This is a genomic window from Halomonas sp. JS92-SW72 (assembly GCF_003547075.1).
Lineage (GTDB): Bacteria > Pseudomonadota > Gammaproteobacteria > Pseudomonadales > Halomonadaceae > Halomonas > Halomonas alkalicola.
Genome location: NZ_CP032147.1, coordinates 1,734,776 through 1,748,494 on the forward strand (window position 1 = coordinate 1,734,776; position 13,719 = coordinate 1,748,494).

General features: G+C 66.2%; 11 protein-coding genes. 3 read left to right on the top strand and 8 right to left on the bottom strand.

Features of this window, described 5'->3' with window-relative positions; genetic code table 11:
• Window positions 1-83 precede the first annotated feature (83 nt).
• From D1793_RS08110 to D1793_RS08140, 7 genes are all read right to left on the bottom strand, one after another.
• Window positions 84-281 carry a hypothetical protein gene (locus tag D1793_RS08110; protein ID WP_119021709.1) on the bottom strand — a complete coding sequence of 66 codons (198 nt, stop codon included), beginning with the start codon at window positions 279-281 and terminating at the stop codon, window positions 84-86.
• 93 nt (window positions 282-374) lie between these two features.
• Window positions 375-1,688: a FliC/FljB family flagellin gene (locus D1793_RS08115; protein ID WP_119021710.1), complete on the bottom strand. Its 1,314-nt coding sequence runs from the start codon at window positions 1,686-1,688 to the stop codon at window positions 375-377.
• 301 nt (window positions 1,689-1,989) lie between these two features.
• On the bottom strand, window positions 1,990-3,393 hold the full coding sequence (gene fliD, locus D1793_RS08120; RefSeq protein WP_119021711.1) for a flagellar filament capping protein FliD: 1,404 nt from the start codon (window positions 3,391-3,393) through the stop codon (window positions 1,990-1,992).
• 95 nt (window positions 3,394-3,488) lie between these two features.
• On the bottom strand, window positions 3,489-4,892 hold the full coding sequence (gene fliD, locus D1793_RS08125; RefSeq protein WP_119021712.1) for a flagellar filament capping protein FliD: 1,404 nt from the start codon (window positions 4,890-4,892) through the stop codon (window positions 3,489-3,491).
• A 216-nt stretch (window positions 4,893-5,108) separates the two neighbouring features.
• Window positions 5,109-6,923 carry an EAL domain-containing protein gene (locus tag D1793_RS08130; RefSeq protein WP_119021713.1) on the bottom strand — a complete coding sequence of 605 codons (1,815 nt, stop codon included), beginning with the start codon at window positions 6,921-6,923 and terminating at the stop codon, window positions 5,109-5,111.
• Between the two features lie 89 nt (window positions 6,924-7,012).
• Window positions 7,013-8,770 (bottom strand): GGDEF domain-containing protein, encoded by a 1,758-nt coding sequence (locus D1793_RS08135; protein WP_119021714.1) that lies wholly within the window; start codon window positions 8,768-8,770, stop codon window positions 7,013-7,015.
• The gene (locus D1793_RS08140; RefSeq protein ID WP_119021715.1) at window positions 8,767-9,801 is read right to left on the bottom strand and encodes a sensor domain-containing diguanylate cyclase; all 1,035 of its coding nucleotides are present in this window, start codon (window positions 9,799-9,801) and stop codon (window positions 8,767-8,769) included. Before D1793_RS08140 ends, D1793_RS08135 begins: the two co-directional genes overlap by 4 nt.
• A 169-nt stretch (window positions 9,802-9,970) precedes the next feature.
• Here D1793_RS08140 and D1793_RS19410 point away from each other — a divergent pair, with 169 nt between their 5' ends.
• A complete protein-coding gene (locus D1793_RS19410; protein ID WP_162899935.1) occupies window positions 9,971-10,378 on the top strand; it encodes a hypothetical protein in 408 nt (135 codons plus the stop codon).
• A 75-nt stretch (window positions 10,379-10,453) separates the two neighbouring features.
• On the opposite strand, the gene D1793_RS08150 is transcribed toward D1793_RS19410, so the two are convergent.
• Complete coding sequence (locus D1793_RS08150) at window positions 10,454-10,951, bottom strand: peptidase S1 (protein WP_119021716.1); 498 nt, start codon at window positions 10,949-10,951, stop codon at window positions 10,454-10,456.
• Window positions 10,952-11,192: 241 nt separating this feature from the next.
• On the opposite strand from D1793_RS08150, the gene D1793_RS08155 reads away from it, so the two are divergent.
• A complete protein-coding gene (locus D1793_RS08155; protein ID WP_119021717.1) occupies window positions 11,193-13,166 on the top strand; it encodes a methyl-accepting chemotaxis protein in 1,974 nt (657 codons plus the stop codon).
• Window positions 13,167-13,320: 154 nt separating this feature from the next.
• Window positions 13,321-13,695, top strand: coding sequence for a flagellar protein FlaG (locus D1793_RS08160; protein ID WP_119021718.1), 375 nt, complete (start codon window positions 13,321-13,323; stop codon window positions 13,693-13,695).
• Window positions 13,696-13,719 lie beyond the last annotated feature (24 nt).

The following is a 13,719-nucleotide window of genomic DNA, read 5'->3' on the forward strand; positions in this document are numbered from 1 at the left end:
AGCGCCTCGAATCAAAGGCTTGATATGGCACAAGCCCTTGCCTCTATCCTGCGCTTGGCAATGCCAATGAGACGAACGGGCCGCTACGCCTGATCGAGCATCGCCATCACCTGCCCGCGCTGCTGCGTCACGGCATCGTCCAGAATCACGAGCAGCTTTTCGTAGTCCTCCGGCATCTGCTCATCCATGCCGGTGGCTTCGAATCGCTCCATGGTAGATCGAGTATCGTCCAGCACAGCCTGAAGCTCGTCGATCACACGCTGGTGTTCGTCAACAGTCATGCTGCCCCCAGAAAGTAAGAAACCGGCCCCTCGAAAGGAGCCGGTCCGATGGCAGTGCCAAAGGGAAGAAACCTATTCCCTATTAGCTCAACCTTAGCCCAGCAGAGACAGCACGTTCTGCGGGATCTGGTTGGCCTGTGCCAGTACGGAAGTGCCGGCCTGCTGCAGAATCTGCGCGCGGGTCATGTTGGCGACTTCTACCGCGTAGTCGGCATCTTCGATGCGCGAACGAGCAGCAGCAAGGTTGGTTTCGTTGGTGTTCAGGTTGGTGATGGCGTCCTCGAAACGATTCTGGACGGCACCCAGCTCGGAGCGCAGGCTATCCACCTGATTCAGAGCGCTGTCCAGTGCCTTAAGCGGATCAACAGTCTTAGAAGTGGTTGACAGCTCAGCTCCTGCAGTTACTTTTCCATCTGTACCGATAGAGGCTGAGAAGTATTTTACATTCGAACCGGTACCTTCCATCAGAACATACTGTCCGTCTGTAGTTTGCTGCAGATCATCATACTTAGTATTCCATGAAGCATCGTCAACTTCTACGAAAGCTTCTACAGTAGAGCCATTAGCAACAACAGTTGCACCACCTGCGGGGGCATACGCATCACCTGAACCGCCGGTGCCGGTACCAGTGAGAGATGCCACAGGATCAGTACCCGCAGAAACCTTACCAGTCACCGGATCAATAACGGCTTCTACATAAGAAAATACTTCACCACCATCCCCAGTTTCGCCAGCAACACCAGTCTGGATAGCATAGCGAGTCGTGCCAGCATCATCATAGCTCACAAGTGTTTGACTTCCAGTCAGGTCACTAGTGTCAGCCTTAACTGAGAAGGATACCTCACTTACCGCGCCGTCCAGAGTCGCCGGGTCGAAGCCTTTTGCAACACTGAAGGAACCAAGCCCGAGAGTACTGGCATTAATCTGCTTGAGGTTTACAGAAATCGTTTGACCGTCATTAGCACCTACTTGAATGCTAAGCTTCTGATTTTCCGCGAGAACATCAACACTGTTGAAGCTGGTCTCTTTAGAGATACGATCAATCTCTTCAAGACGCTGATCAATTTCGTCTTGAATTGAACGCAGATCATCAGAGGAGTTGGTATCGTTCTGTGCCTGAACAGTCAACTCACGAATGCGTTGCAGGTTATCGTTGACCTGATTCAGCGCGCCTTCAGCAGTCTGGGCCACGGAGATACCGTCGTTGGCGTTACGCTGCGCCTGAGCCAGACCATTGATCTGAGCAGACATGCGGTTGGCGATGGCCTGACCGGCCGCATCATCCTTGGCGCTGTTGATGCGCAGACCGGAGGAGAGACGCTCCATGGAGGTCTGCAGGGCGTTCTGGGACTTGTTCAGATTGGACTGGCCAATCATGGAAGTGATGTTGGTATTGATCACGGACATGTGATGTTCCTTCCTAACGTGGGGGGCTCCATTGGCGGGCCCGCTGCGATTGGTCTTTCAAGGCCCAGCGGGCCTGCCACAACGGCGCCGTTGGCCGTTACTCTCTATAACGGCGGCCCGGAGAAAACCTTTAGGCCCGGCGCAAAATAATTTGTGTCCTTTGCCTTGACAGCACGTAACGGAAGGTAAATTTGACCTATAGGTGACCCGAAAAGACCAACGCCCGGCGGAGCCGGGCGCTGTGGGGAATGGTGGGCTTGCGAGCAAAGAAGCGGGCAGGACCGAAGCGCGCCCCGCGCCGCTACCGCTTCCTGGGGTTGCCCAGGTCCGCCAGCATATCGAACTGCTGGGTGAGGTAGGCACTGGTCTGGTTCATCTGGGCGATCATCGAATCGAGCTGGCCGAACTGCACCCGGTAGCGGTCGATGGTGCGCTCGATGGAGACCTCCATGCGCGCATAGCGCTCGCCGATGCTCTTGACCCGGCTCTCCGCCCCGCTGATGGAGCGCTTGACGATGCCGTTGCCGTCCAGCAGCTGGCCCAGGGCGGTGTTGAGCTGCCCCGCCATGCCGCCCTTGCTGTCGGCACCGGCGAAGAACTCGCCCAGGGCGGCCATGTTGCCGCTGGTGAGCTCGTTGAGCTTGGCGTCGTCGAGCTTCAGGGTGCCATCGCGCTGCAGGGTGATGCCCACCTGGTTCAGGGTGCGCAGCTCACCTTCACCGGTTCCACCGGAGAGCACGCTGCGCAGGCGCGCCTCGATGGTGCGCACGGCGCTGTCGCCGTTGAGCTCGCCGGCCTGACCGGTCTCGGCATTGAAGGAGGTGAGCTTGCCGATGGTGCCCTTGAGCTCGTTGAACGCCTTTGCAAAGCCCTGAACCGCCTCCCGGGCCTTGAGGGTGTCCTGCTCCACCCGCAGGGTGATGGGCTGCCCCGCCTCGGTGGTCTGCTCCAGGTTGAGGGTCACGCCCTGGATGGCGCCCTCCACCTGATTGGTGGCGCTGGTGATGCTGATGCCGTTGACGTTGATGCTGGCGTCGCGGCCTGCGCGCAGGGTATCGGCGTCCGCCTGAAGGGTGGCACTGCCGAACGCGAGGCCAGTCAGCGAGGCATCGGCGCCGGTCTCCTTGCTCGCCAACGCCAGGCGGTAGCCATTGCCGTCGTTGACGATCGACGCTGACACGCCTGCCTTCTCGTCGGCGTTGATGGCGTCGCGCAGGTCCTCGAGGGACCAGCCCGCCTCGATCTGGATCTCCACGCTGCGCAGCGGCGCGGCGGAATCATCCAGCTCGCCGTCGGCATCGAAGGTGGCGCCGAAGTTCAGCGTCAGGGTATCGGCCGCGGTGAACAGCTCGCCATCCCGCGTGGTGGCCGCCGTGGTGGCCAGGGTGCCGGCGGTGGCCAGCTGAGCCACCTCTACGTTGTAGCTACCGGGCTGGGCCGTCTTGCTGGTGGTGGCGGTAAAGGCCTCGCCGCGCACGTTGGCGGAGAGGCTCTGGAACAGCGAGGCGTCGTTGAGCTTGGCCACGCTGTCCTGAAACTTGGTGAGCGACGACTGCAGCTGGCCGAAGGCGGAGATCTTCGCCTGCTGCTGCTCCTTCTGTGCCTGCAGGGGGGCGAGCTTGCCGCGCTCCGCGTCGCGCAGCTGATCGAGCAGACCGGAAAGGTCCAGGCCAGAGCCAACGCCGAGGGCCGTGATGGTTGACATGGAAGTTCCTCAGTAGGCGCGCGAAGCGCGGGTGCCGATAACGGTTCTGAAAGAGACTATCGGCAGCAGGAGGAGGAACTTTAGCATGTCGCCGATCAATCGCGGCCCAGCTGGGCATCCATGGCGGCGAACTGCTGGGTGAGGTAATCGCTGGTCTGGTTCATCTGGGCGATCATGCCGTCGAGCTGGCCAAACTGCACCCGGTAGCGCTCGATGGTCTGGGCGATACCCTGCTCCATGCGCACGTAGCGCTGATTGAGGCTCTCGATGCGATTCTCGGCGCCGCCGATGGCATTGGTGAGCGCGCCGTTACTGCCCAGCAGCTGGCTGCTGGTCTCGGCCAGGCGCCCAGCCATGCCTGGGGCATCCTCGCCGCCGGCGAAGAAGCGCTCCACCGCGCCCATGTCGTTGGCGATGGCAATGTCGAGCTCGGCGGGGTCCAGGCTCAGGGTGCCGTCCAGGGAGAGCGAGATGCCAAGCTCGCTGAGCATGGCCAGCTCGCCCTGGGCGGGGTCGCCCACCATGCTGCTGAGATCGTTGCGCAGCCGCGATTCAATGGTACGCACGGCGCTGTCGCCCAGCAGCTCGCCGGCCCGGCCGGAGTCGGCATCGAAGGCGGTCAGCTCGCCGATGGTGCCCTTGAGGGCGTTGTAGGCTTCCACGAAGCCGCTCACCGCCTCGCGCACCGCCAGGGTGTCCTGCTCCACGCCGAGCGTGGCGCTGCCCGGCTGCTGCAGGTCCAGGGTGACGCTCTGAATGGCGCCCTCCACCTGGTTGGTCGGGCTTACGATAGCGATGCCGTTGACGCTGAAGGCGGCGTCGCGGCCTGCCTGAACCACCACGCCTTCGTCGGCGTCTTCGGCATCGCTGACGATCACCCCATCGGCAAAGAAGCCCTCCTCGAAGGTCATGCCGGTGACGGAGGCCGCCTCGCCGGTGGCGTTCGACATCAGCGCCAGGCGGTTGCCCTCGCCGTCGTTGACCACGCTTGCCGAGACGTTGGCGCCCTCGTGGGCGTTGATGGCATCGCGCACCTCCTCGAGGGTGCTGCCGGCCGCCACGCTGATGTCGATGGCATCGGGCTCTCCCTCCGGGGCGTTGCCAAACGCCAGGGTCAGGGTCGCCTCGCGGTCGGTCAGGGCCTCGTCGAGCTCAACGTCGATCCGCTGGCTGGCCAGGCTGCCGGCGCTGGCCAGCTGCTCCACCTCCAACTGGTACTGGCCTGGGGCGGCATCCGCATCGGCGGCGGCCTGCAGGGCGTCGCCGGTCACATTGGCGGAGAGGCTCTGGAACAGTTCGGGGCCTGCAAGCCGGCCCACCGCGCCCTCGAAGGCGGCCAGCGCCCCCTGCAGCTCGCCGTAGGCGGAGATCCTCACCTGCTGGGATTCGATCTGGCGCTCCACGGGTTCGAGCTTGCCGCGCTCCGCCTCGTTGAGCTGATCCAGAAGCCCATTGAGGTCGAGCCCGGAACCGATGCCGAGGGCTGAAATACTCGCCATAACACACTGCCTTATTGCCGGTGAATTTGCCTCCTGTGGTGGAGGGATCGGCGGGGGAAGTCACAACTTGAGAAAAAATCCGTGGTTATTGCGAAATCGGCTGTCTCATCGATCGGTCTGCCCGGTCCACGCCGTCGTCGATCGCCTAACCGTCACGCACTGCCGCCACGAAGCTGAACTGGCGAGTACTGGCGCCAACTGCGCCCGCCCGGTGCTCTAGCCCTGCTGCAGGTAGCACTCGGCAAAGGTCTCGGCGTCTACCGGCCTGCCGGTGAGATACCCCTGAATCAGCGTGACCGGGTAGCGGGAAAGAGCCTCGAGCTGCGCTTCGGTTTCCACCCCCTCGGCCACCACGCGCAGGCCCAGCTCCTGAGCCAGGCCGGTCACCGCGGCGACGATGGCGGCGCTGCCGCGGCGCTCCCCCTCGTCGCCGGTGAGGCGCTGCACGAAGCGCCGGTCCACCTTGAGGGTGGTCAGCGGCAGGTCCTGCAGGTAGCTCAGCGACGAATAGCCGGTGCCGAAGTCGTCGATGGCGAGTCGGCAGCCCAGCTCGCGCAGGGCCTCGAGCACGGCCACGGCCTCCTGCTGGCGGTCGAGCAGCACGCTCTCGGTGAGTTCGAAGCCGATCTGCCCGGGCGGCAGCGCGAAGCGCGCGAAGAGCCGGCGGATCTGCTCGACCAGGTCGCGCTGCCAGAACTGGCTGGCGGAGAGGTTGATGGCGACCCGAGGCGGATTGAGCCCGGCCTGGCGCCACTGGCGCAGCTGTCCCGCCACCTCCTCCATCACCCAGCGCCCCAGGGGAATGATCAAGCCGGAGCGCTCGGCCATGGGCACGAACACCCCAGGCGAGACGTCGCCGAATGCGGGGTGGTGCCAGCGCACCAGCGCCTCGGCGCCCTCGACCTCGCCGCTGTCGCGGTTGACCAGCGGCTGATAGTGCACGGCCAGCCCCTCGCCGCTCTCCACGGTGTCGCGCAGGGCGCTCTCCAGCGCCAGCAGACGGCTATCGTGGTCGTTCATCTCGGCGCGGAACAGCCGGTAGGTGTTGCGCCCCTCGCGCTTGGCACGGTACATGGCGGTGTCGGCGCTGCGCACCAGGGCGTCGGCGCTGGTGCCATCCGCCGGGTAGAGGCTGATGCCGAGGCTGCAGCCCACCCGGAAGCTGTGATCGCCCACCGCGAAGGGCTGGCCGATCGCCTCGATCAGGCGCCGCGCCACCCGGGTCACCTCCTCCACGTCGTGCAGCTCCGGCAGCAGGGCCAGGAACTCGTCACCGCCCAGGCGCGCCAGGGTGTCGTCCTCGCGCAGCCGCTCCTGCAGCCGCTCGGCGACCTGCAGCAGCAGCTCGTCGCCCACGGCGTGGCCCAGGGTATCGTTGACCTGCTTGAAGTGGTCGAGGTCGATGAAGATCACCGCCAGCCCCTGCTGCTGGCGGTGGGCATGGCGAATGGCCAGCGCCAGGCGGTCCTCCAGCAGGCGGCGGTTGGGCAGCCGCGTCAGCGGGTCATAGTAGGCCAGCCGGCGCACCCGCTCCTCGTTCTCGCGAATGAGGGTGATGTCGGTGAAGAGCGCTGCATAGTGGGTGACCTTGCCGTCATCGTCGCCGATGGCGGTGATGGTCAGCCGCTCCAGGTAGAGGGCCCCGCCCTTGCGCCGGTTCCAGATCTCGCCGCGCCAGTAGCCGTGGGTATCGAGCTCGTGCCACATCTGCCGGTAGAAGACGGCGTCGTGACGCCCGGAGGAGAGCAGCGCCGGCGTACGGCCGATGGCCTCCTCGGCGCTGTAGCCGGTGACCTGGCAGAAGGCCGGGTTGACGTACTCGATCACCCCGCTGGGGTCGGTGATGATGATCCCCTCCTGCGAGGCGTCGATCACCCGCTCGGCCATCTGCAGGTTCTGGCGCGAGAGCGCCAGCGCCTGGTCGCGCTGTTCCAGCGCCCGGCGCAGGTCCTCCACGGAGAGCCGCTCGGCGCCGGTAAGCATCTCATGCTCGTTGCGGGTGCCTCGCTCGATGGGCTGGTCCTGGTTCATGGGATCTCGCGGGTCAATGGCGAAGGGAACGGACGAAGGGCGGCGCAGTATAGGGCACCCCGCCACGCACAGACGATACCCCGAAAAGGCTACCTCGCCGCGACGCGACGGCCGGCCCCCAGCGTCTGCAGGGTGAGCGCGCGCCACTCGTGGCGATGCGGCCACTCCGCCAGCCAGTCCGGCAGGGCCTCGGCGGGCATGGGGCGGGCGATCCCATAGCCCTGGGCGAGGCAACACCCCAGATTCACCAGGGCGCGGGCGTGTTCCAGGGTCTCGACCCCCTCGGCCAGCATGGGGCGCTTGAAGCGATTGGCCATGAAGATGACGCTCTCGACGATGGCGAGGTCGTCGGGGTCGCTGAGCATGTCGCGCACGAAGCTCTGGTCGATCTTGATCAGGTCCACCGGAAGCTGGCGCAGGTGGGTCAGCGAGGAGAAGCCGGTGCCGAAGTCGTCGATGGCGAAGTCGATGCCCATGGCCTGGCAGCGGCGCATGGTGGCCAGCGCCTGCTGGACATCATGGATGGCGGTGCTCTCGAGGATCTCCAGCTTGAGCCGGCTTGGCGATACATTGGGGTAGCGCGCCAGCAGCGCCTCCAGGCCAGTCACGAAGGTGTCGCTCAGCAGGTGGGCGGGGCTGATGTTCACGTGCACGGGCAGATCGATGCCGGCGCCCTGCCACTCGGCGGTCTGCCTAAGGGCCGCCTCGAGCACCCATTCGCCGAGCCGCTGCTCCAGATGGGAGCCCGTGACCACCGAGAGGAAGGCGCCCGGCATCAGCAGCCCCTCCTCGGGGTGCTGCCAGCGAACCAGCGCCTCGACGCCCACCACGCTGCCATCGAACAGGTCGACCTGGGGCTGGAAGTGGAGGCGCAGCTCGTCCCGCGCCAGCCCTTGCGCCAGGCGGGTGCGTCGCTCCTGGCGCACCTGCAGCTCGCGGTCCTGGTTGGGGTCGAAGCGGTGAAAGGTGTTGCGGCCGCGCTGCTTGGCCCGGTACATGGCCTGGGTGGCATGGCGCAGCAGGACGTCACCCTCGCCGCAGTCATCGGGAAAGCAGGTGACGCCGAGGCTGGCGGTCAGCCGCACGCTGTGGCCCTGCAGCTCCAGGGGCTGTTCGATCGCCTCCAGCAGCCGTTGATAGAGCGAGTCGTCCTCGACGCCGTGGAGCAGCAGCACGAATTCGTCGCCGCCCACCCGGGCGACCACGTCATCGCCGCCCAGCAGGTGGTTGATGCGCTGGGCAAAGGTGGCCAGCAGCAGGTCGCCGACCTGGCGGCCCAGCTGGTCGTTGTGATACTTGAAGTGGTCGATATCCAGGGCGCACACCGCCAGCTGGCCGGCGTGGCGCCGGGCGTGGCGAATCGACTCCTCGATCAGCTGGGTGGTCAGCTGCTGATTGGGCAGCCCGGTCAGGCTGTCGAAATAGACTTCGCGACTCATCACCGCTGCCGCGTCCGGCACCGCCAGGCAGGTCAGGTCCGTCAGTACCAGCACCTGATGGGGGGCGCGTGGCGGCTCCTGCACCCGCCGCGCGGAGAGCAGGCCGGGACGCTCGCGGCCATGGGCATCGCGCCAGCGCACCTCGGCACGGGCCCGGCCGCCGTTCTCGAGCTCCGCCACAAAGCGCGGCCCGTCGACATGCCAACGCCCTCCCAGCCCGGCAGCCTCGAGCGTCGCGCCGACCAGCGCGTTCAGCGGCTTGCCGGTCAGTTCCACGAAGCGCGGGTTGGCCGCCACGATGCGGTGGTGCTGGTCGGTGACCAGGATCGCCTCGTCGGCATGCTGAAAGCCGGTTTCGGCCAGGCGGGCGGGGAAGGCCACGGTGCAGGCGGATGAGATCGCCTTCACGACGTCACCTCGTTGCCGGCCTCGGTCACTGCCAGCGGCGCCGGCTCCCCATGCACCGCCCTACCCTCCACCACCACGCTGTTGCGCCCGGCACTCTTGGCGCGGTAGAGGGCGCCGTCCACCCGGCGCAGCAGCGCCTCGGGCCCTTCACCGGACCGCCATTCACCGAGGCCGACACTCACCGTGATCGCGAGCCCCTGTAGCGGGTGTTCGGAGACCTGGACCCGCAGCCGATCGGCGAAGGCCGCCGCTCCCTGCAAAGGGGTGCCCGGCAGCAGGATGGCGAACTCCTCACCGCCCCAGCGCGCCAGCAGGTCGGTGGCACGCAGTCCCCGCGAGAGCCGTTCGACAAGGCGACAGAGCACCTCGTCGCCCCTGGCGTGGCCGTGCCGGTCGTTGACCGCCTTGAAGTGGTCGATATCGAGCAGCAGCAGCGCCAGGGGCTCGCCCATTCGCTCCGCACGCTGGATCTCCCGGCGCAGCGCCGCATCGAAGGCGCGTCGATTGAAGGCGCCCGTCAGGTGGTCGCGGGAGGCCTGGCGCTCACGCTCCTGCTCCAGGCGCTTGCGCTCGCTGATGTCGTGGAACATCGCCACGTAGTTGCGCACCTGCCCCTGGTCGTCATGGACCGCGGTGATCGACTGCCAGAGGGGATAGACCTCACCGCGACGATTGCGATTCCAGATCTCGCCCTGCCAGTGGCCGGTGGTCTCGAGCGACTCCCAGAGGCGAGCATAGAAGGCCTTGTCATGGCGACCGGACTTGAACAGACGGGGCGTCTGGCCGACGACCTCCTCGGCCTGGTAGCCGGTGATCTCCATGAACGCTCGGTTGACCTTCTGGATACGCATTTCGGCGTCGGTGATCAGGGTCGCCTGGCCGGTCTCGAACACGATGGCCAGCAGGCGCAGTTCGTGCTGCTGGCGTTGCCAGTCATACTCGGTAGCTTCCCGACACGACGGTGTTGAAGGATGTCCGCCGTCATGGGTGCGGCACCGAGCACCGGCCGGGGCGGAGTGCGGGTGGCTCATGGTGAGTTTCCTTGTTCTTGTTGCGCAGGATAGTAGCAGCGTATCGCAGCGCAGCACGAGCGACGAAGGTAGCACTCAAGTCTCGGAAAAATCGGCCGAAAGGGGTCGTGGGCTCGCCAGGCAACGGCGTGCCCCTGTCCTGAAACTGCTATGCAAGGGAAACGATTCAATGAAGAAATGGATGGCCGCCGGCCTCACCGCCGGCGCCATGCTCCCGGACATGGAAGCCAACGTGCGCGGCCGCGCCAACGGCAATCAGACCATCGACGTTGGCGGCCAGCCCTTCGACAGCGACGCAGTCGGCGAGATTCGCGGCAAGCTGACCATCGCCGACGGGGTGAGCCCCTATGCCGGCATTGGCTGGCGCAGCTCCCACCGAAGCGGCCTTGGCGCCTTCTCCGCGCTGGGCGTGATGGCCACCTACGTGGACGCCTCGCTCATCTCCGCCGAGAATTTCGAGGGAACTAACGATGATTTCCGACAGGCCCTGCGCCGTGAGGAGCGAGACCTGAAGAACGACGCCGAGAAGCTCGAAGTCTACCCGGTGGCCATCATCGGCATCAGCTACACCTTCTGACAGGCCTTCGCCATCGGAAGAAGAAGGCCCGGCATAGCCGGGCCTTCTGGCTTGCGGCCGGGAGCCCGAGCGGCCTCAGAACGGGTTGAGCTCGGTGATCCGCAGCGTCGCGGCACGCAGCTCGCTGCTGCCGTGCACGCCGACCCAGATGTTGTAGTAGCCGCTCAGCGGGTTCTGGAAGATCAGCGCGGGATCCAGGCCGCTGAAGTCGTCGTTGCAGTACCAGCGCCCATCAGGCCCATTGACCACCAGGGTGGTATCGCTGTCGGAGACAACGTGGATATAGAGCGGAGAGTTGGCGGCCTGGTAGTTGAGATCCACATCCGGCGCGCTGGCGTTGATGTAGCCTGTGCAGCCGGGGCCGAGCTCGTGGCCAACCTCATCACCGCCGCCCGCCTGCAGCTGCCGCTCCCACGGGTCCGGCACGAAGCCGGCGGCAAGCGTGACCGTGTCATAGAGCGGCGCCGCTCGCCAGTCCGGCTGGCCACTTCCCTTGGCCCAGGCAGCAGCACTCAGCGAAAACGCCAGCGCGGCGCAGACGGCCGCTGCATTCACCGTTCTTTGTCTCGTCATTATCGGAGTTCCTTGCGTAGCCGGATCGATCCGTCCGGTTGCCGCAAGATACGACATTACCGAGAGCGAATGAATAGACGCACGGACCGCCCTCCGCCGGCTCAGGCGTGGCGAGTAGGGCGGCGCATTTTTGACCTGGGTCATCGTCGATATCGGTAGCTACCTGTACGCCTAAAGCCCAAAGGCACACTGCCGATACCGCTTTCAGACAGGCTGCCTGCCACCCTCTGGAGAAACCTTGATGACCCACCTTCTTCACCGCATCCCCATGGGCAGGAAGTTCCTGCTTACCCTGCTGCTGCCGCTGCTGGCCCTGGCCTGGTTCGCGGGCAGCGGCATCCTAGAGCGCCAGCGCCTGGCCGCCAACATGGCCGAGCTGGAGGGGCTGGCCATACTCGCCCATCGCGCCGGCGACCTGGTGCATCAGATGCAGCGCGAGCGCGGCATGACCTCGGGCTACCTGGGCAGCCAGGGCGGCGAGTTCGGCAACCGCCTGGCGGCTCAGCGCGCGCAGACCGATGCCCAGATCGCGGTCCTGCGTGATGACATCGGCAGCATGGAGAACCGCCTGGACGAGCGGATGCAGGGCCGGCTCGACCGGGTGCAGCAGCTGCTGGCGAGCCATGAGGGCATTCGCCAGCGGGTCGACGGCCTGGCGATCGGCGCCGAGGAGGCGATCGGCCACTACACCGCCATCAACGGCGAGCTGATGACCCTGGTCGGACGCATGACCCAGCGCACCGAGGCCGCCAGCATCACCCGCGGGCTCTCCACCTACTACGCCCTGCTGAAAGCCAAGGACCTGGCGGGCATCGAGCGCGCCCTGCTCACCAACGCCTTCGGGGCCAACGTGATGCGCGCCCCCGCCCACCAGCGCCTGCTCTCGCTGGTCGGCGAGGAGGCGGCCTTCCTGGAGACCTTCGACAGCCTGGCGAGCGCCAGCCTTCGCGAGCGGCTGGCCGAGGCGCTGAGCGGTCCGGAGATCGAACGTCTGCTGCCGCTGCGCCAGGTGGCCGTGGAGCGTGGTGTAATGGGTGGCTTCGAGGTCGATGCCGAGCAGTGGTTCGACTGGCAGACGGTCAAGATCGAGCGCCTGCGCGAGGTGGAGAACGCGGCGATCGGTGAGGTCGAGACGGCCGCAGCGGCCCTGCGCCAAGAGGCGCGCCAGGACCTGATCGCCTACGCCGTGGTGACGCTTGTCGCCGCGGGCCTGGCCATCCTCTTTGCCTTCCTGGTGGTGCGCAGCATCACGCGCTCCCTGCGCCTCGCCCTCGAGGATATCGAAAGCCGCGGCGGTGATCTGACCCGGCGCCTGCCGGTGCTCGGCACCGACGAGCTCAGCCGCCTCTACCGGGCGTTCAACGACTCCACCGACGCCACCGAGCAGCTGGTGGCCAACATCCGCCGCGGGGCTCTCTCGGTGGAGGTCGCCAGCGGCGAGATCGCCCAGGGCAACCAGGACCTGGCCCAGCGCACCGAGGAGCAGTCCGCCTCCCTGGTGGAGACCGCCTCGAGCATGGAGCAGATCACCGCCACCGTGCGCCAGACCGCCGACAACGCCCACGCCGCTCGCACCATGACCGGCGAGACCGCCGAACACGCCCGAGCCGCCAACGAGGTGGCCCTGCAGGCCAGCGCGGCGATGGAGCAGATCCATACCGCCAACCAGGAGGTGACCTCCATCGTCGCGGCGATCGACAACATCGCCTTCCAGACCAACCTGCTGGCGCTCAACGCCTCGGTGGAGGCGGCCCGCGCCGGCGAGCACGGGCGCGGCTTCGCGGTGGTCGCCCAGGAGGTGCGCAAGCTGGCCAGCCGCAGCGCCGAGGAGGCCGAACAGATCCGCCACCTGATCAGCACCAACGTGGCGCGCATCGACGAGGGCGAGCGGCTGGTGCGCACCACCGGCGAAACCCTGGCCGAGATCACCCGGCAGGTAGAGAAGGTCGCCGAACTGGTGGCCGAGATGGCAGCGGCCACCGGCGAGCAGTCGGCTGGCATCGAGCAGATCAACCAGGCGGTCTCCCAGCTCGAGGAGGTGACCCAGCAGAACGCCGCCCTGGTGGAGCAGGTGTCGGCCGCCAGCCGCTCGCTGGACGACCAGGCCAGCGACATGGCCCGGCTGATCGGCCAGTTCAAGGTAAGCGAGAGCGCTTCGCTGCCCACCGCCTGGGCGCCCACCGCCTCCAGCCAGCACGAACCCGCCTTCTCGTAGGCCTTCAGGCTGACGTCAAGGCACCCGGGGGCGGCCGAGCTAAAGCTCTGCCGCCCCCGTGCCGATAGATAAGGAGAAGCGATTGATTCAGAGGGTGCCGCGGCAGCATGCCGGGGTATCTCGCCTAGAACAACGTCCGCCAAGGAACCGTGCCATGAGCTCACCTCTCTATGATGCCTCCAGCGTCACCGCCGTCAGTCCCGCCCTGCAGGGGCTGACGCCCCGCCAGCAGATGGAACGCGTGCTGGAGACCGCCCTGCCCGCCGCCGGCGGCGTCCTCGCCCAGGCGGAAAGCGGCCAGGTGCCGCCCAGCCGCGGTGAGCTGGTCGAGCCGATCCAGCGCATCAACGAGGTGATGCGCCACTACGGGGTGCAGTTCGAGCTGGGAGAGGTGGAGTCGCGAGTGGTGACGCGCATCGTCGACCGCGAGAGCGGCGATGTGATCCGCCAGATCCCCTCGGAGGAGGTGCTGCGGGTGGCGGAGCGCCTCGGCGAGGTGCAGGGGCGGCTGCTCAGCCTGGAAGCCTAGCGGGTGTTTGCTCAATGAGGATCT